Origin of the sequence: Hyphomonas jannaschiana VP2 (assembly GCF_000685215.1) — a bacterium.
GTDB classification, from domain to species: Bacteria; Pseudomonadota; Alphaproteobacteria; order Caulobacterales; family Hyphomonadaceae; genus Hyphomonas; species Hyphomonas jannaschiana.
Map to the genome: position 1 here is coordinate 1 of NZ_ARYJ01000009.1, position 17,658 is coordinate 17,658.

Genomic DNA, 17,658 nt, shown 5'->3' on the forward strand with positions numbered 1-17,658 from the left:
CCCGCCGCATGGAAATGGCGGCCTGGTGCATCGGCGCAGCCCAGCGAGCGCTCGACATGATGCGCGAATACGCGCCCCAACGGAAAACGTTCGGCCACAAGCTCTCGGAACGCCAGTCGATCCAGTGGTGGGTGGCCGATGGCGCGGCAAAGATTCACGCTGCCCGGCTGATGGCCTATGACTGCGCCTGGAAGATCGACCAGGGGCGCGACGTGCGGACGGAAATCTCCATGATCAAATTCTATGCGACGGAAATGGCGCAGGAAATCATCGACAATGCCATGCAGTGCTTCGGCGCCATGGGCATGACAAAGGAAATGCCCCTGCATCTGTTCGCCGGCCGTATCCGCAATATGCGCATCTATGACGGACCATCGGAAGTGCATCGGATGGTTGTCGCCCGGAACCTGATGGATACCCGCCCATGACACACACGATCACCGTGCGCGATCTCGGCCATGTGACCGAGGTCGTGTTTTCCAATCCGCCGAACAACCACGCCAATGTGGCCCTGCTGCGGGAAATCGGGGAAACGCTTCTGGCACTGGACGCCAAACCCGAATGCCGGGCCATCGTGCTCGCTTCCGAAGGCAAGGCCTTTTGCGCTGGCGCAGACCTCGCAAATGATGAAAGCGGCGGCGGCGTTGGCGGATCGGGAGATGATCCAGTCCGCGAATTCTACGATCAGGCCCTTCGTATATACGAAGCGAAAAAGCCGGTTGTCGCGGCAATTCAAGGCGCAGCTGTTGGTGCTGGTCTCGGCCTGGCAGTGTCCGCGGATTTCCGTGTCGCAGCACCTGAGGCACGTTTCGTTGCAAACTTCACACGACTGGCTTTCCATCCGGGTTTTGCGCTCAGTGCGACCCTGCCCCGGCTACTTGGCCAGCAAAATGCGGCGCTCATGCTGCTGACCTCCCGGCGCATCAAAGGCGAGGAGGCGCTTGCCATGGGTCTTGCGGACGAACTGGTCCCGCTGACGGAAGTCAGGAATGCGGCGCACAAGCTCGCAGCGGAAATCGCCGAAGGTGGCCCGCTCGGCGTGATGGCGACCAGAAGGACCCTGCGCACCGGCCTTTATGAAACCGTCCGCGATACGCTAGCGCACGAGCATGAAGAACAATGGAAGCTGCGCGAAACGGAAGACCATCAGGAAGGCATCCGGTCTGTCGCCGAACGCAGGCCAGGAAACTTCAAGGGCCGCTGACTTGGCGCGTTCCATTCAACAAGCGCAGGATCAAAGCCGGTATTTCCGGGCCAAACGGAAGTCATTGATGCCGGTGAAATGTGTCGCTAGTCTTTTCTCCGGAGGAAGCGGGCAAATATGAAACCAACAGACACCAGCAATCCCGACTACTTTCATAAAGTCGTCGATTGCCAATGGGCCTGCCCGGCACACACACCGGTCCCGGCATATATCCGTCTCATCGCGCAAGGGCGTTACAGTGACGCCTACCTGCTGAACCGGGATTCAAACGTCTTCCCGGGCATTCTCGGCCGCGTCTGCGACCGGCCTTGCGAACCAGCCTGCCGACGGACGCGCGTGGATGGAGAGCCCGTTGCCATCTGCCGTCTGAAGCGTGTGGCAGCAGACCATCGCGACGATGTAACGAGCCGCCTGCCGCAGAAGCCTGACCAGACCAATGGCAAAAGGATCGCGCTGATCGGAGCCGGACCGGCAAGCTTTACCGTAGCGAACGATCTCGCCCCGCTTGGCTATGAGTGCACCATCTTCGAGAAGCTGCCTGAAGCCGGTGGCCTGATGCGCGCGAACATCCCAGCGTTCCGCCTGCCCGAAAAAGTGCTCAATGAAGAGCTTCAGTACATTCTTGATATGGGTGTGGAGCTGAAGCTGAACTCGCCTGTTTCCAGCATGAAAGCCTTGCTGGATGAAGGCTGGGACGCCGTTTTTGTCGGCACCGGAGCCCCGAAAGGCAAGGACCTTCACCTGCCCGGCCGCGAAGAAGCTGATGCGAATATCCATATCGGCATCGACTGGCTGGAGTCCGTCGCCTTCGAGCACATCGATTCGATTGGCAAGAACGTACTGATCATCGGCGTCGGCAACACGGCAATGGATTGCTGCCGCACATCGCTTCGTCTTGGGGCGGAGAATGTGAAGGTCATGGCGCGCAAGCCGCGCAACTTCTTCAAGGCCTCGGAATGGGAACTGGAAGATGCCGAGGAAGAAAACATCCAGATCGTCGTGAACCATTCGCCGAAGGCTTTTGTCACCGAGCATGGCAAACTGGTCGGCATGACATTTGAGCTGATGGAATACGATGTCGACGACAAGGGCGAGATCACCGGTCAGCGCATCATCGGTGAAGAAACTCTCCCTTGCGACGACGTCATTCTCGCCATCGGACAGGAAAACGCCTTCCCTTGGATCGAGAAGGATGCCGGTATTGAGTTCGGCAAATGGGATGTCCCGGTGGTCGATGAAGAAACTTTCGAGTCGACGCACGAAGGCGTCTTCTTCGGAGGCGATTCTGCTTTCGGTCCGAAGAACATTATCTGGGCTGTTGAGCACGGACACCAGGCTGCGATTTCGATCCACCGTCATTGTCAGGGGCTTGGCCTGCGGGACCGGGCACCGCGCGAAGTCGAACTGCAATCGGCCAAGATGGGCATGTTTGAGTGGCGCTATTCGAATGCCTACACGGCCGCGGAGCGCCGCGAGATGGAGCATGTCGCGCTGGTTGACCGGTTCCAGCGCCTGAACATCGAAGTCGAACTTGGCTTTAATGCTGAACAGATCGCCGTCGAAGTGCAGCGGTGCCTGAACTGTGATGTGCAGACAGTGTTCGAAGCTCCGCTCTGTGAAGAGTGCGACGCCTGTATCGATGTCTGCCCGGTCGAGTGCCTCAGCATTACGCCTGTGGCAGACAGTGAAGCGGAATTGCGTGCCTCGCTATCTCAGCCGGAAGCACCGGAGGACCAGTCACTTTATGTGTCCAATCCCCTGCCGCTGACAGGGCGTGTAATGATCAAGGACGAGAATGTCTGCCTGCATTGCGGCCTTTGTGCCGAGCGCTGCCCGACGTCGGCCTGGGACATGAAGGAAGGCGTAATCAAAATTCCCCATGCGGATGACCAAGTGGAGACCGTGGCATGAACGGACCCGGCATCAATGATTTCACCCTGCGTATCGCAACGGTGAACGGAACAGGCTCGGCCAGTGCAAACGGCCTTCTGATGAAAGCCATCTTCCGGATGGGCGTGCCCGTCGTCGGCAAGAATATCTTCCCCTCCAACATTCAGGGCCTGCCGACCTGGTATGAAATCCGCGTGACGGGCGACGGCTATGCCGGCCGCGACGGCGAGACGCATTTCGTCATCGCCATGAATCCGGAGACATATGCCGACGATCTGGCTGAGCTCGCTCCCGGCGGAGTCCTGCTCTACGACTCCACCTGGCCGCGGCCACAGCTCTTGTCCCGGCCGGATGTGACGGTTCTGGGCGCCCCGCTATCTGCCATGTGTAATGAGGCCTTCAAGGCCGCACGGTCGCGCATCCTGATGAAAAACATGGCCTATGTCGGCGCCGCTGCGGCCCTCCTGAACCTGGATCTCGGAGTGATCGAACAACTGGTCACCGAAATGTTTGCGGGTAAGGAAAAGCTCATCCCGCTGAACATGCAGGCCGTTGCACTTGGCCACGACTATGCAAAGCAGAACTTCAAATGCCCGCTGGATTTCCGCGTCACCCCGCTGGACAAGACCAAGGGCAAGGTGATGATCGACGGCAATACGGCCGCTGGCATCGGCGCGGTCTTCGGTGGTGCAACCTTCGGCGCCTGGTACCCGATCACGCCCTCTACATCGCTCATGGACGCCTTCCAGAAATATTGTGAAGAACTCCGCGTGGATCCGGAAACCGGACAGAACAATTTCTGCATCCTGCAAGCGGAAGACGAACTGGCCGCCGCGGGTCTCACGATCGGTGCGGCCTGGGCGGGTGCACGCGGATTTACGCCGACATCCGGTCCTGGCGTCTCACTCATGAGCGAGTTCATCGGCTTTGCGTATTATACCGAAGTACCGCTGGTGATCTGCGATATTCAGAGAGTTGGCCCGTCGACCGGTATGCCGACCCGGACGCAGCAATGTGACATCCAGCTTTGCGCTTATGCCTCACACGGCGACACGCGCCACCTTGTTCTGTTCCCGGCCCATCCCGGTGAATGTTTCGAGTTCTCTGCCAAGGCACTGGACCTCGCCGAACGGTTCCAGACTCCCGTCTTCTTCCTGTCCGACATCGATATCGGCATGAATGACTGGATGGTCGATGAGCTGACCTGGCCGGAGGATTACGTGCCCGACCGTGGCAAGGTTCTCAACGCCGAGCAGCTTGAAGAGGTTGATGCCTTCTATCGCTATCTGGATGTAGATGGCGACACGATCCCTTACCGGACCTTGCCCGGCACACATCCCAAAGGCGCCTACTTCCTGCGCGGATCCGGCCATACCAAGCTCGGCAGGTACACGGAGAAAGGCCCGGAATACAAGGAAGTCGTAGACCGCCTTTACGAAAAATGGAAACGCGCCGCCGCCTTCATGCCCGAACCTGTCGTGAAGAAATCCGACCGCCCGGCACGCTACGGTATGATTGCTATCGGCAGCTCCGACGCCGCCGTCACCGAAGCCCGTGACCGTCTTGAAGCCGCAGGCGTCCCGGTCGATTACATGCGCGTCCGCGGCTTCCCTTTCAGTGACGATGTCACCGCTTTCATCGACGCGCATGAGGAAGTCTTTGTCGTTGAGCAAAACCGGGACGCGCAGCTGATGAACCTGCTGATTACGGAAACCAGCGCGCCCAAGGAGAAGCTGGTGCCTGTGCTGCATTATTCCGGTGAACCGCTGAATTTCCGCTTCGTCTATGAGGCGGTGGAAACCGCCCTGAAAGTGAGGAAAATCGCATGACCTCCTTTGTCAAACCCAAGATCCGCAGACTGAACGAGCCGACCAATGGGCTTGGCAAGACACGTGCGGACTATGACGGCGCCATGTCCACGCTTTGCGCAGGTTGTGGCCATGATAGCGTAACTGCCGCCCTGGCTCGCGCCTTCTACGAGCTTTCGACAGATCCGAAAGATGTCGTCAAAGTCTCCGGGATCGGTTGCTCCTCCAAGACGACGACTTACTTCCTGAAGGACGCCCACGGCGCCAACACGGTGCATGGCAGAATGCCATCCTTCGCGACTGGCGCGGCCGCCGTGAACAAGAACCTCACTTATGTGGGCGTTTCGGGCGATGGCGACAGCCTTTCCATCGGTCTCGGTCAGATGGCTCATGCCATCCGGCGCAATGTCGATATGATCTACATGTTGGAAAATAACGGTGTGTACGGTCTGACGAAGGGGCAATTTTCGGCGTCCAGCGACATCGGCTCCAAAGCGAAAAAGGGTGCTACAAATATGCTGCCGCCAATCGATCCAGCGATCATGGCGCTCTCAATAGGTGCAACCTTCGTGGCACGCAGTTTTTCGGGTGACAAGCAACAGCTCGTCTCACTCATCAAGGCCGGAATCGCACACCGGGGTTTCGCCCTGATCGACGTGATCTCCCCATGTGTCAGCTTCAATGACCACAAAGGGTCCACCAAGTCCTACGCTCACACTTATCAATACTACCACAAGGCCGTGCATGCCGATTATGTGCCGCCGAGCGAAGAGATCACAGCGTCATATGACGAAGGCGAAGCCATGCCTGTGGAACTGCATGACGGCGGGTCTATTCTGTTGCGTAAGCTGGACAAGGATTACGACCCGACCAACCGGGCGTCCGCCATGGAGAAGCTGATGCAGAGCCAGCAGACACAGGAAATCCTGACGGGTCTTCTCTATATAGACGAATCCCGCCCGGCGATGGCTGAACACAAAAAGCTTCCGGAGACGCCACTGCACTCTATCCCCTATTCCAAACTCAATCCGGGGGCTGATGCCCTTCGCAAGCTTCAGGACGAATTCCGCTAAACGCGCTCTCAGGCTGGCATGCGGCAAAAGGCCTGTTACACTGACCCAATCAGAGACGATCCGGGTGGGAGTGTGACGTGCAAGTATTTCAGATCCTGCGGCGGCTGACCGGGCTCTCCTTGCTGATGATTGCCGCTTGCGCCTCGTCTGCTACGGCGCAACCTGCTGAGTTTCCGGATGAGGATCCTGCCTGGCCGCGTACAGAATTCACGATTCCCGACAGCACGACCGGGACAAAAGGCTTCAATACCCAACCTGCCCGCAAGGAAGACTGGCCGTTCTTTGCCGCCCTGCGCGGCACGCGTGAAGGTATTGTCACCTATGACTGCGGTGGCACGGCCATCTCGTCCGAGTGGATCCTGACCGCTGCACACTGCGTGGAAGGTGCCTCGGCAAATGCGTCAGGGCGGTGGGAGCGGCCAGGCTCAGGTGAGCTGCAAATCGTGCTCGGCGCAAAAGACCTGACGACCGTCACCAGCGCCAATGTCTACAACGCCGTAGACGTACGGATCGCCCCCAGCTTTACGCGTGGCGGCGAGAACAAGGTGCCTGTGAATGACGTCGCCCTGGTTCGGCTGGACAGACCGTGGAACGGCCCAATCGTACGCCTGTCTGCCAGCAGCGCGTCGGATGTCGACCGCTTTTTCGGCCCCGCCTATTTCGCCGGCTTCGGCAAGACCGATATGCGGCAGCAAAAACCGGAAGCCTACGCATCGGCTGAAGGCCCCTTCGCCGCCTACACCAGCATTCTTGGCAATGCGATGATCCCGACACGCAGCCCGGATGCGTGCAGCAATGATTACGAAGTTGAGGCCTACAACAGCGCCAGCATGATCTGCGCCGGGTATGACACCGGAATTATCGACTCCTGCCAGGGCGATAGCGGCGGTCCGCTCATCGCCAGGGATTTTGCCGGCCGGGTCTACCAGATCGGCATTGTCAGTTTTGGGGAGAGCTGCGGCGTCCGGGGCAAACCGGCCGTCTATACACGCGTCTCCGGTTTCAAGGATTTCGTGATGTCCGTCGTGCCCGACGCCGCCTTCGTAGACGCCAAGCCGGAAAAGACCGTTTATATGACCAAAGCCGGGCTCGAAAATTTGATCCGGACGCTCAAACCCGCCGACGGCAAAATTGGCATCCGCATCAATGACGGCGCTTCGACGTTCCGGTCCGGAGAGCGGGTCCGCATTTTTGTTGATCCCTCCATAAAGGGCCGCCTCTGGGTCTTCGATCTCGACCCCGCCGGCACTGTCAGCTGCCTGTTTCCCTGTAATGCCGGTGAGGTCGAGACTGCACTTGTGGAGCCTGGGCAGTCTGTGGTTCTGCCACCCGGAGGCGTCTCGATCAGCGTCTCCCCGCCGACCGTCCCTGGCAAAAGCACGCTGGCCGCATTCGTCCTGCCGGAACGCATGGCCCTGATCGGCGACACGCTGCCGGATCTCAGCCGGACCAAGGGGCCGATCAGAACGGTGTGGCAGTCCTATTCCGACATTCTCGTGTTCGAAGTCCGGGATGCCATGTCAGATGCGGCGCCTTCCGACCCCTATGCCAATACCGGCATGGGGCTGGTCACGTATAGCGTCAGCGAGTGAGTTGCATGATGAAGAGCCTCCTGCGCCTGCCTGTTGTCGTTGCTGCGATTCTGGGCCTCTCCACGGCTTGCCAGACGGCGCCTGACGAAGCCGCGAGCGAGGCACAACTCGCATGGACCAGTACGCTCGACGCAAACGCCCGCGCCTCTGACCGCATCGTCAATGGAGACCGCTCCACGCTGGCGCAGTGGCCGTATATCGCGGTTTTGCGGCATGAGACGCGGAGTGGCCGGCTGCAGTATTTCTGTGGCGGCACTTTTGTCGCCCGCCGCTGGGTGTTGACCGCAGCGCATTGTTTTGAAGGAGAATCCCGCAGATTGGAGGGCCGCTGGGAGTGGAGCCCCCGCGCAAAACTCGAAGTCGTAGGCGGCACAGACGACCTCGGCGCCGGTGACGGAGCCGTGTTTGAAGTGGATTCCGTCATGATCCATCCGGACTATAAGCCGACTATGGAGGTCTCACCCGGTGTCTGGGAAGGCTCCGAGAATGACGTCGCCCTCGTCCGGATCGGACGCACATGGACCGGCCAGCTGGCCCGACTCTCATCCGGCGGCCCATCCGACAGCGACGCGAATGGCGCCCGCGCCTTCGTGGCCGGTTTCGGGAAGCAGGCAGATTCCGGCGCGCAGGCGAGGCTGGAGACATTCCGCATCGGCGCCACTGACCGCACGGGTCAGGCCGGTTCGCGCTACCTCTACCACGCCATGCTGCCTATGAAGCCGCCGGAGGTCTGCGGCGCGCAATATGCGGATCTGGCCTATGACGGCAGCACGCAGATCTGCGCCGGCCGCAAGTTCGGCGGCACCGACAGCTGCCAGGGCGACAGCGGCGGCCCGCTGGTCGCACTGGATGCGAGTGAGCGCACCTATCAGGTCGGCATTGTGAGCTACGGTTTCGAATGCGCTGCAGCGAAATCAGAAGGCGTCTACACCCGTGTCTCCCCCTATCGCGACTGGATCGAGACGACCGCGCGCGGTGCGATGTTCGTGGATGCCGATCCCGAGCAGGTGTTCGTGGCAACAGCCGAAACCATGGAAGCCATGGCGCGCGTTCTGGGCCCGACCCGCGACCGGATAGACCTGACCGTGACGCAGGAAGGCGAAGGTGCAAATGCGGCGCTGAACATCGCTGTGACGCCGAAGATCGACGGACGCCTCATCGTCTTCGAATTGGAAAATTCAGGCCGTATCAACACCTATTTCCCGAATGACCGGACACCCGAAGACAGCGCGATTGTCAAAGCCGGGCAAACTATCCGTTTGCCGGAAGTTCCCTGGATGGTGATTCCGCCGGCTGAGGGTGGCGCCACCGTCTATGCGTTCGTCATTCCGGAAAGTGTGTCTTTCGCAGGCGATCTGCTGCCAACGCCAGCACGTATGCGGACCGTGGCTGAAGAAGCCCAGCCGGAGCGGGAACCTGTCGACTTCGCAACCCGGATGCTGACGGAAGTCGCCAACCGGTCCAGTGAAGGCGGTCTGTCAGATTGGGCCGCGGCGACCTCGACTTACTGATCGTCGCCGAGCTCGGCGGCCAGCAATTCCTCAAGCCTCAAATCAGCCTCTGCGAGCAAGTCGTTCGCCGCATCGATTTCGTCCATCGGCTTCGGCCCGCGCCAGTTGAGATGCCGTTCAATATCGAACAATGCATCCTCGACATCGTCCTGTGCCGGGATCAGGTAATCCGATGTGAGGCCTTCCTGAGCGAGTGTCCGGCGGAGATCCAGAACGGCGCGCCGCAGGGAACGTTCCAGTGTACGCTGTGTGAGCAGCGCATCGGTGCGCTCTTCCTCTTCGGCCTCCCGGGTACCATCCTTGTCGATCTGTTTGCGGAGCTCTTCCTCGGCGGCCGACTGAACCGCGTTGGAACGCAACAAAGACCCGACATCGGACAGCAGCGGATCGCCCCGCTTCAGCTCCAGAACATCGACGAACAGGTTGAAAATACCGGAATCGCGATCGACCCCTGAATAGTCGAGCGGCATCCATCCCGTTTCGAGCCCAGCCGCCGCCGCGCCCGAAATATATTGTCCACGCTTCAGCTCGGGAAACTTGAAGACACCCCGGGCAAAGCCGGAAGCATCATGAAACTCCACCGCCCCCTCCGGTGTGAACTGAACGTAAGTGCGCGGTTCGGGCCGTTCGAAATCCAGAACCAGGAGATAATCGCGGGAATCGTAGCGCGCTTGCCGCTCGAACTCGTTTGATACAACCTTGAGAAGCTCTCCGGAAAAATAACCTGATAGTTCATCATCCGGGACGAGACGGATTTCGGCATAGAACGATGGCCGGGAGACAAGCCCCAGCCGATTCCACTCCGCCAGGAATTCCGGAGGGGCATTGCCGAAGGCAGGCCCGGACGGGTCGAACCCTTCGCGGATCACATGAACGCACGCCACCTCACGATTGAATTCCATCATGTCCGGGCTGGTGAAGAGTTTACCACTTACAACGCCGGTGCTCCGGTCGATCTTCGGGGCACCCATCTGCTGCAGCCAGGCCCCGACAGAATCAAACGCCAGCATGCCGGCCTGAAGGGCCAGTTCCTGCCCGAACCCCAGCGTACGGTCGCCCGGCCCGCGGGTATCTTCCGGCAAACATGTATCATCCAGCATGACCCGGAGGTCGGAGCCCATGCCGTCTGACACGACCGGTGGCCGCGTATTGATGCTTCTTGTCAGACACCCGGTCAGCGCGGTGCATGCACCGATCATCGCCGTGAACGCCAGCAGGCTGCGCCTATTTCCCACGACCCGACTCCTCACTCTAAACCGGTCTGCCCAATACCGGACACGCCCCGCTTTCCCCTGAGAAATCAATTCACAACAGATTTAAGGCCGCCGCAACCATAACCGTGCCGGCACATGGCATTCACAATGCCATCACCGCGTCGCCGGACAAATTTCCCTTCGGACCGGTTTCACCCCTAAAGCGACGAATACCGGTCAGGCATTCCCCGTTAGAGGGCTGATGCGTGAAAGTCACACCCGGCATCGATCGTTCAAAATAATCAATTGGTCTAATCGCCACAGAATTGACTCCCGGCGAACAACGTGTTCATTCAATTTCAACAAGCGTTGAATTTACTCAACAGTCGTTGAAGTAACGCGATCCATCAGGGAGGAATTAGGATGCACCCGAAAACCAGACTCGCATTGTATGCGCTCGCCGCGACGGCCTTGACCCCCGTTATGCCCGCCTGGGCACAGGACACCGGCGATCAGGAAGACACGACTCGCAAACTGGGCCCCGTCACGGTGACCGCGCAACGGCGCGAAGAAGACCTTCTGGACGTGCCCCTGTCCGTCACAGCCATCGGCTCCGAACGGCTGGAACTCACCGGCGCAGTCGACATCACATCGATCCAGCGCTCCACCCCGAACGCCACGATTGAAGTCGCTCGCGGATCGAACTCGACGCTGATCGCCTTTATCCGCGGTGTCGGCCAGCAAGACCCGCTCTGGGGCTTCGAGCCCGGCGTCGGTCTCTATGTCGATGACGTCTACATCGCCCGCCCGCAGGGTGCGATCCTCGACATCTTCGATGTCGACCGCGTGGAAGTTCTGCGTGGCCCGCAAGGCACGCTGTACGGCCGCAACACAATTGGTGGCGCGATCAAATATGTGACGAAACCGCTGGGCAATGAACCGGATCTCAAGGTCAAGGCCAATCTGGGCAGCTACAGCCAGGCCGACGTGATCGTTTCCGGCTCCACACCGCTGAGTGACACATTCGCTGTGGGCGGCGCCATCGCGAAATATACGCGCGACGGTTACGGCAAGAACCTCAACACAGGTGCCGAACACTACAACAAGGACCTGCTGGCTTATCGTCTCAGCGCCGAATGGACCCCGACGGACGATTTCTCCGTCCGGTTCGCTTATGACAAGTCTGAAGACGACTCCAACGCAAAGCACGGCCACCGCCTCCTTCCGAGTGCAGACGGCACGATCCCGGTCACCGGCGATGTTTATGACACGCGTGCCGGCATCGGCGACGACAACTCGGTTGAGACGGAAGGCTACTCGCTGACGGCTCAGTGGGACGTCAACGACATCGTCACACTGAAATCGATCACGGCCTATCGTGAAGGCTCCACCATTACGCCGATCGACTTCGACGCCCTGCCCCAGCCGGACTTCGATGTCCCCGCTTATTACAATGACGACCAGTTCTCGCAGGAGTTCCAGCTTCTCTACAATAACGGGCCGCTGAGCGGTGTCGCCGGGATCTACTACCTCGACGGCAACGCAGACGGCGCGTTCGACGTCATTCTCAGCGCGCTCGGCCTCTCGATCTACCAGGCAGGTGCGCAAGAGAAAGAGAACTTCTCAGTATATGGTGACTTCACCTATGAACTGAACGACAAGTGGAGTGTGTCGCTTGGCGGTCGCTACACCGAGGACAAGACGACGGCTGACGTTCTGCGCGAAGCCTGGCTTGGTCTTGGAACCGGTTCGTTCGATCCGTCGAACACGACGTCCATTTTCCTCGTCACCCAGACTGACTATCAGGGCGTGGAGCGGAAGGATGACCAGTTCACGCCGCGCGTATCCGTGTCGTACAAGCCGACTGACGACCTGAACCTCTACGCGACCTACGCACAGGGCTTCAAGGCAGGCGGTTTCGACCCGCGGGCCCGTGAAGACCTCGACCCGACAGGCCTGTCCCGTCAGGGCTTCGGCCCGGAACAGGTCGACTCCTACGAATTGGGGATGAAAGGCTCGTTCTTCAATGACAGCCTCCTGCTCAATACGGCCGTGTTCTTTGCGGACTACACGGATCAGCAGATCACTGTGCAGAGCGGTGCCGACAGCGACAATGACGGGGTCAACGATACATTCGTATCGTCCGTGTTCAACGCTGGCGCGTCCGAATACAAAGGCCTGGAAATCGAAGGCACATGGTTTGCCACCGACAACCTGACCTTGTTCGCAACGCTCGGCTATATCGACGCCCAGATCAATGAGATCCTGTCCGGCGGTGTAAACGTCGCCGATGCGTTCGTGACGCAGAACACGCCGGAACTACAGGGCCAGATCTCTGCGAACTATAACTTTGACCTGGGCGCAAACCGCGGTGACCTCTCCCTGACCGGTACGGTCTCCGGCAGAGACGACTACTATCTGTTCAATATTCCGAACGAAGGCTTCCCGGCCGGGCAAAGCGCCATCTTCCCGGGCGGTGGTCCGAAACTGGATCCGTCAGGCTACTACCTGTTCGATCTCAGCGCTGTCTGGACGTCGCCTACTGGGAAGTACCGCGTCGGCCTGCATGGCCGGAACCTGACGGACGAGGAATACCGTGTGGCGGCCTACAACTTCGTCACGCCGAGCCAGCTCGGCCTCGACTCTGCCTATTCGGCCTTCTACGGCCCGCCGCGGACCTTCACTGTTTCGCTGTCAGCCGACTTCTAAGCGGATGGCGGGGGCAGCTTGCTGTCTCCGCCACCGATCATGACTTCCGTTATCGTTCAGATACGGACGCGTCATTCCTCCTTCAACGGCGCGCGGACGGCCCTTTGCGGGGCCGTCCTTTTTTGTCCGCCGTCATCTGCTTACGGAATGCCTCAAACCCTGCCGTGGTGAACTGCACCATGTGCTCGCAGGCATCCATCAGATCGCTGGACCGGCATGAGCCGCCGGACAGGTGATCGATCCGCCCGGTCTGGGCGAAGGTCAGCGTCAGGGCGCCTGACAGACAATGATAGCCCCAGTACAGATCCCGGTCCTCGATCCCCGGCAAGGCGAGGCGAAGCGCATCCATGAAGCGGTAGACCAGCGGATCAAAGAACTGTGTCATCAGCTGCCCGCCCCATTCGGGCGAGTTGTTCACATAGGCGATCAGGGCGTAATAATTCTTCCAGCCCTCTTCCTCGACCTGCTCCCCCGTCAGCATCGGCTCGAGATAGGCGCGGATAATCGCTTCGACACTCGGCGCCTGATCGCTTTCCTCAAGGCACTGGTCCAACTGGTCCAGACGGGCCTTGTTGAGGATTTCTGCGCGCCGGAACAGAACCGCATCGAACAGGTCTCGTTTCGGCCCGAAATAGTAATTCGGCAAAGCGAGGTCGACACCTGCACGCCTGGCGATTGCCCGCAAGGTCACGCCATCATAGCCATGCTTCGCGAACTGTTCCTCGGCAGCGTCGAGAATAGCGGTCCGCCGGTCCAGTCGGGGTTCTGTTTTGTTCACACTCATACAACGCTAGTAGACTGCACACTCAGGGAGATCAACGATCCCCCTAGGTGAGATGCCCGGGGTTTGGGCCAAGCTTATGCTTGCCATCTCTTCAGGAATAGTCCAAAATTCAACACTTGTTGAATAAATAGAAATACCCATCAGGTATCGACAATCCAGGGGAAGAGCGTGAGCGACGCGGTTTGGCCACTTTCGAAGCATCCGGCTGAACTGCCAACGCGCACCAATCGGAGCGCCGTAGGCAAATCAGCTACGCCGGGAAACACCTATGACGGATGATATTTACTACCGTTCGCCAGACGGCTTAAACCTCTATGCGAAGCGCTACGGCCCGGCAGACGCGCCGCTCAGCATACTGTGCATGCATGGCCTGACGCGGAACCATAAGGATTTTGAACCAATGATCGCGGCCCTGCCGGACCGCTATCAGTTCATTGCCGTTGACGTGCGTGGCCGCGGCCTCTCAGACCGGGACCCGAAGGCCGAAAACTACTCCCCGGCCATCTATGCCGGCGATATGGCAACCCTGCTGGACCATCTGAACCTGAAACGCGTCGCTCTCATCGGAACCTCGATGGGCGGGCTGATGTCCATGATCATGATGAAGACCATGCCGGACCGTATCTGCGGCGTTGTCCTGAACGATGTTGGACCTGTCTTCGAGAAATCCGGGCTGGACCGGATCGCCGCCTATACCAGCAATACAGAGCCAAAGGCCGGGTGGGATGACGCGGCCAGATCAGTCGGGGAAGTTCAGGCAGAGATCTTCCCCGACTATGGCCCGCAGCAGTGGTTGGCCTTTGCCCGCCGCACCTACCGGGAACTGGACGATGGGCGTGTGGCGCTGGACTACGATCCGGCCATCACGCGCACGGTCGCACAGGTCCGCCCCGGCCTCCTGACACGGATTGCCATGTGGAAGCTCTACAAGGACATGACGAAAGTCCCTCTTCTTCTGATCCGTGGAGAAACATCTGACATCCTGTCAGCAAAAACTGCCGCCAAGATGATCCGCAAACACCCCGATGCATCCCTTATTACCGTTCCCCGCATCGGACACGCCCCCATCCTTGACGAACCGGAAGCCGTAGAAGGCATCCGGGACTTCCTGACAAAAGTAGAAGCTCGCACATGACCTCTGTAACGCCTGCCGCTCCCGCCACGGCCATTCCAGGCCGCGCCTGGGTCCTCGCTGTCCTGACGCTGACCTACACGTTCAACCATATTGATCGTCAGGTTCTCGTGATCCTGCTGGAACCGATCAAGGCAGAGCTGAACCTGCGCGACGGGGACCTCGGCATGCTGACCGGCATTGTTTTCGCTGGCTTTTACGCCACGCTCGGCATTCCGGTTGCTATGTGGGCCGACCGGGGAAATCGCCGGAACATCATCGCGCTCGCTCTGACAATCTGGTCGGCGATGACCGCCTTGTCCGGACTGGCTCAGACCTATTGGCAATTGCTGCTCGCCCGTATGGGGGTTGGCGTTGGTGAAGCTGGCGGCACACCGCCCGCGACGTCCATGATTGCAGACCTCTACCCGCCAAAGGAACGCGCCACAGCTATGGGTATCTACACGACGGGCATTGGTCTTGGCGTCATGGGAGGCTTCGCTCTTGGCGGAATCATCTATGAACATTTCGGCTGGCGCGCAGCTTTCTTCGTGGCCGGTATTCCGGGCCTGTTGTTGGCATTACTTGTCCGCTTTACGGTGAAAGAGCCTGCACGCGGCCTGGCCGATCAGCAGAAAATTGAAGGCGATGCGCCTTCTTTCACGGAAACGATCAGCTTCATTCTTCGTCAGTCTTCCTATCTGTGGCTCCTGGCCGGATGTCTCCTGATCTGCATTTCATCCAATGCATTTCTCGTGTTCACCTCTGGTCATCTGCAGCGCACTTATGGCCTTTCACCCAGCGAAGTGTCTCTGCCACTCGGCGTGCTGATTGGCGGTGTCGGCAGCGTGGGCGCAGTGGTGCTGGGCGCGGTTTGCGATCGCCTCTCTGCGAAGGACATGCGCTGGCGGCCGCTAATGATTGCGATCTGCGCTGGTCTCGCCCTGCCTTTCGCCTGGATGTTCCTGCATGCCCCGAACGTTTGGGCAGCATATGCCTGGAACCTGGTTCCCGCTTTCATCGGCCTGATTTATGCGAGCATCGCCTACACCGCGTCACAGGAGCTGGTTCAGGTCCGCATGCGGTCTTTCGCCTCGGCCTTCATGCTGTTCTGCCTGACGCTCATAGGTATCGGTTGCGGCCCCTGGATCGCTGGAGAACTCAGCGATTATTTCGCGGCGCAGGGCGCTCAGAACTCCCTCGCGAGATCACTTGAGATGATGCTGTTGTTCAATCTGGCCTCCATCGCCTGCCTGCTTATGGCGACCCGGAATTACCGCCGTGACGCCGCACGCGCGGCCGCCGCCTGACACGCTGGAGGCTCGCGCCCCTCGCTAGATCAGCAAAGCCCGCAATTGCGCCGCCCAGACCAGTGCGATGCCAACCGCCAGGAAAGGACCAAACGGCATCAGTCCGGAGGGTTTGCGGCTGGTCAGCATGAGGGCGCCGGCAATCAACAGGCCAGAACTGCTGGCGATCAGCACAATCCAGGGGAGACCGATCCAGCCACACCATGCGCCACCGGCGGCGAGCAATTTTGCATCTCCCCGGCCCAGCCCGTCACTTCCGCGTAAAGCACGGTAGCTCTTTTCTACGACGACGAAAAAGAGATAACCCGCGAGGGCGCCCACAATGGCTGCCCATACACTACCGGTAAAATACCAGTATTGAACCATGCCCGCACCAATCAAAGGAAGAGTCAGGACGTCCGGCAATCGCATGGTTCGCAAATCGATCCATGATAGCGCGGCCAATGCGGGCAGAAGAACAATAGCCCAGAGCAGCACGTCGGTGTTCATGATGGTGCGTTCCCTCCCGGCCCCGCCGACACGGCCCCAGCATAGATGGAACATACCAAAACGAAAACGCCCGGGCACATGGCCCGGGCGAATTGGAATGTCCTTCAGTCAGCCTCAGAGAGACGACGAAATCGCCGGACCTTTCAGAGTATAAACGTCTTTTCCAAGCGCTACATCCATTTGAAGGAAACCCTCTTCCATTGAGGGAATGGATGCGGGAAGCTTGTCCCCGACACCGCGCATCAGAGTTGTGCCATTTGCCGATACGACCGACCAGCCAAGGGGTTCGAGCTTGTCATTGTAATTGGCCGCCAGATTCGTACGCGGGGCAGCAACCATTGGCATTGGCGCATCCAGTCGCCCGTCGATCCGCGCAAACAATTCCACGACATACATCATGCCATCCGCCTCAATGGCTGCGACGCCCATATGGTCGAATTCGCTGCGCTTGAAGTTTTCGGCATTCGCCTTGTCAGCCATCATGGCCTTCTGGATGTCCTCAGCGGACGTGCCGGCTTTCACCACGACCACATTCGCACCAAAGGCCCCGATCAGACGGCTTCGCTCCATCATCCGTACACGGTCCAGGTGCGTACGGCCTTCGAGGTCCTCATGCGCTGCGTAGCCACGCACCGCCATGTCATATGCATGAAGACGGGCGGCATCGATCAGGGAGCTGAGCGACTGCAGCTCGGACACCCCCTGGTCAGCACGCTGCTCGCCCGCAAGCTGCAACAGCTGGTTCGCCATGTAGGTGTCCGTCTTGATGCCGTTGATGCCTTCAAGACAGGCATTGGCTTCTTTCTGGAACGCCGTCGGCGTCATCCCATAACCGTCAGTCAGGTCACAGGCAGGGTCTGCAAAGGAGGGGCCGCTCAGAGCCGCAAGGGCCAGCGCCGAAACGGACAGAAATTTGTATACGTTGTGTAACATAACTGTCACAATACGCTGTATGACGATTATGTGTCAATTACGTACAGTATT

Annotated in this window: 14 protein-coding genes; 10 read left to right on the forward strand and 4 right to left on the reverse strand. The window is 59.4% G+C overall.

Annotated features, from left to right (window positions below; all coding sequences use genetic code 11):
- The 7 genes from HJA_RS13215 to HJA_RS13245 form a co-directional block, all read left to right on the forward strand.
- Window positions 1–428: acyl-CoA dehydrogenase family protein (locus HJA_RS13215; protein ID WP_035583117.1), on the forward strand; the 428-nt coding region annotated here is incomplete at its 5' end.
- A complete protein-coding gene (locus tag HJA_RS13220; protein ID WP_035583119.1) occupies window positions 425–1,204 on the forward strand; it encodes an enoyl-CoA hydratase/isomerase family protein in 780 nt (259 codons plus the stop codon). The genes HJA_RS13215 and HJA_RS13220, both read left to right, overlap by 4 nt.
- Window positions 1,205–1,321: 117 nt before the next feature.
- Window positions 1,322–3,115 (forward strand): FAD-dependent oxidoreductase, encoded by a 1,794-nt coding sequence (locus HJA_RS13225; protein ID WP_035583120.1) that lies wholly within the window; start codon window positions 1,322–1,324, stop codon window positions 3,113–3,115.
- Window positions 3,112–4,923: a 2-oxoacid:acceptor oxidoreductase subunit alpha gene (locus tag HJA_RS13230; RefSeq protein WP_035583122.1), complete on the forward strand. Its 1,812-nt coding sequence runs from the start codon at window positions 3,112–3,114 to the stop codon at window positions 4,921–4,923. Before HJA_RS13225 ends, HJA_RS13230 begins: the two co-directional genes overlap by 4 nt.
- A complete protein-coding gene (locus HJA_RS13235) occupies window positions 4,920–5,975 on the forward strand; it encodes a 2-oxoacid:ferredoxin oxidoreductase subunit beta (protein WP_035583125.1) in 1,056 nt (351 codons plus the stop codon). The genes HJA_RS13230 and HJA_RS13235 overlap by 4 nt, the downstream gene beginning before the upstream one ends.
- A 77-nt stretch (window positions 5,976–6,052) precedes the next feature.
- Entirely contained in the window at window positions 6,053–7,567 is a 1,515-nt protein-coding gene (locus HJA_RS13240) for a trypsin-like serine protease (RefSeq protein ID WP_035583127.1), read from the forward strand.
- Between the two features lie 5 nt (window positions 7,568–7,572).
- Window positions 7,573–9,078 carry a trypsin-like serine protease gene (locus tag HJA_RS13245; protein WP_035583128.1) on the forward strand — a complete coding sequence of 502 codons (1,506 nt, stop codon included), beginning with the start codon at window positions 7,573–7,575 and terminating at the stop codon, window positions 9,076–9,078.
- On the opposite strand, the gene HJA_RS13250 is transcribed toward HJA_RS13245, so the two are convergent.
- Entirely contained in the window at window positions 9,072–10,313 is a 1,242-nt protein-coding gene (locus tag HJA_RS13250) for a hypothetical protein (RefSeq protein ID WP_035583130.1), read from the reverse strand. The two genes, HJA_RS13245 and HJA_RS13250, sit on opposite strands and share 7 nt — an antisense overlap.
- A gap of 381 nt (window positions 10,314–10,694) precedes the next feature.
- On the opposite strand from HJA_RS13250, the gene HJA_RS13255 reads away from it, so the two are divergent.
- Window positions 10,695–12,980: a TonB-dependent receptor gene (locus HJA_RS13255; protein WP_035583132.1), complete on the forward strand. Its 2,286-nt coding sequence runs from the start codon at window positions 10,695–10,697 to the stop codon at window positions 12,978–12,980.
- An 82-nt stretch (window positions 12,981–13,062) separates the two neighbouring features.
- Here the strand turns inward: HJA_RS13255 and HJA_RS13260 are convergent, their stop codons facing one another.
- Window positions 13,063–13,764, reverse strand: a complete 702-nt coding sequence (locus tag HJA_RS13260; protein ID WP_051597691.1) for a TetR/AcrR family transcriptional regulator — start codon at window positions 13,762–13,764, stop codon at window positions 13,063–13,065.
- 268 nt (window positions 13,765–14,032) lie between these two features.
- Here HJA_RS13260 and HJA_RS13265 point away from each other — a divergent pair, with 268 nt between their 5' ends.
- Both HJA_RS13265 and HJA_RS13270 read left to right on the forward strand, forming a co-directional pair.
- Complete coding sequence (locus HJA_RS13265; RefSeq protein ID WP_035583134.1) at window positions 14,033–14,899, forward strand: alpha/beta fold hydrolase; 867 nt, start codon at window positions 14,033–14,035, stop codon at window positions 14,897–14,899.
- Window positions 14,896–16,185, forward strand: a complete 1,290-nt coding sequence (locus HJA_RS13270; RefSeq protein ID WP_035583135.1) for a spinster family MFS transporter — start codon at window positions 14,896–14,898, stop codon at window positions 16,183–16,185. Before HJA_RS13265 ends, HJA_RS13270 begins: the two co-directional genes overlap by 4 nt.
- Before the next feature lie 24 nt (window positions 16,186–16,209).
- On the opposite strand, the gene HJA_RS13275 is transcribed toward HJA_RS13270, so the two are convergent.
- Together HJA_RS13275 and HJA_RS13280 are read right to left on the reverse strand one after the other, a co-directional pair.
- Window positions 16,210–16,674: a prepilin peptidase gene (locus HJA_RS13275; protein ID WP_051597692.1), complete on the reverse strand. Its 465-nt coding sequence runs from the start codon at window positions 16,672–16,674 to the stop codon at window positions 16,210–16,212.
- Window positions 16,675–16,788: 114 nt separating this feature from the next.
- Window positions 16,789–17,607, reverse strand: a complete 819-nt coding sequence (locus HJA_RS13280) for a CAP domain-containing protein (RefSeq protein WP_035583137.1) — start codon at window positions 17,605–17,607, stop codon at window positions 16,789–16,791.
- Window positions 17,608–17,658 lie beyond the last annotated feature (51 nt).

Coding starts and splice junctions, on each gene's coding strand:
- HJA_RS13220 (WP_035583119.1), top strand. CDS start 425: ATGACACACACGATCACCGTGCGCGATCTCGGCCATGTGACCGAGGTC.
- HJA_RS13225 (WP_035583120.1), top strand. CDS start 1,322: ATGAAACCAACAGACACCAGCAATCCCGACTACTTTCATAAAGTCGTC.
- HJA_RS13230 (WP_035583122.1), top strand. CDS start 3,112: ATGAACGGACCCGGCATCAATGATTTCACCCTGCGTATCGCAACGGTG.
- HJA_RS13235 (WP_035583125.1), top strand. CDS start 4,920: ATGACCTCCTTTGTCAAACCCAAGATCCGCAGACTGAACGAGCCGACC.
- HJA_RS13245 (WP_035583128.1), top strand. CDS start 7,573: ATGATGAAGAGCCTCCTGCGCCTGCCTGTTGTCGTTGCTGCGATTCTG.
- HJA_RS13255 (WP_035583132.1), top strand. CDS start 10,695: ATGCACCCGAAAACCAGACTCGCATTGTATGCGCTCGCCGCGACGGCC.
- HJA_RS13260 (WP_051597691.1), bottom strand. CDS start 13,764: ATGAGTGTGAACAAAACAGAACCCCGACTGGACCGGCGGACCGCTATT.
- HJA_RS13265 (WP_035583134.1), top strand. CDS start 14,033: ATGACGGATGATATTTACTACCGTTCGCCAGACGGCTTAAACCTCTAT.
- HJA_RS13270 (WP_035583135.1), top strand. CDS start 14,896: ATGACCTCTGTAACGCCTGCCGCTCCCGCCACGGCCATTCCAGGCCGC.
- HJA_RS13275 (WP_051597692.1), bottom strand. CDS start 16,674: ATGAACACCGACGTGCTGCTCTGGGCTATTGTTCTTCTGCCCGCATTG.
- HJA_RS13280 (WP_035583137.1), bottom strand. CDS start 17,607: ATGTTACACAACGTATACAAATTTCTGTCCGTTTCGGCGCTGGCCCTT.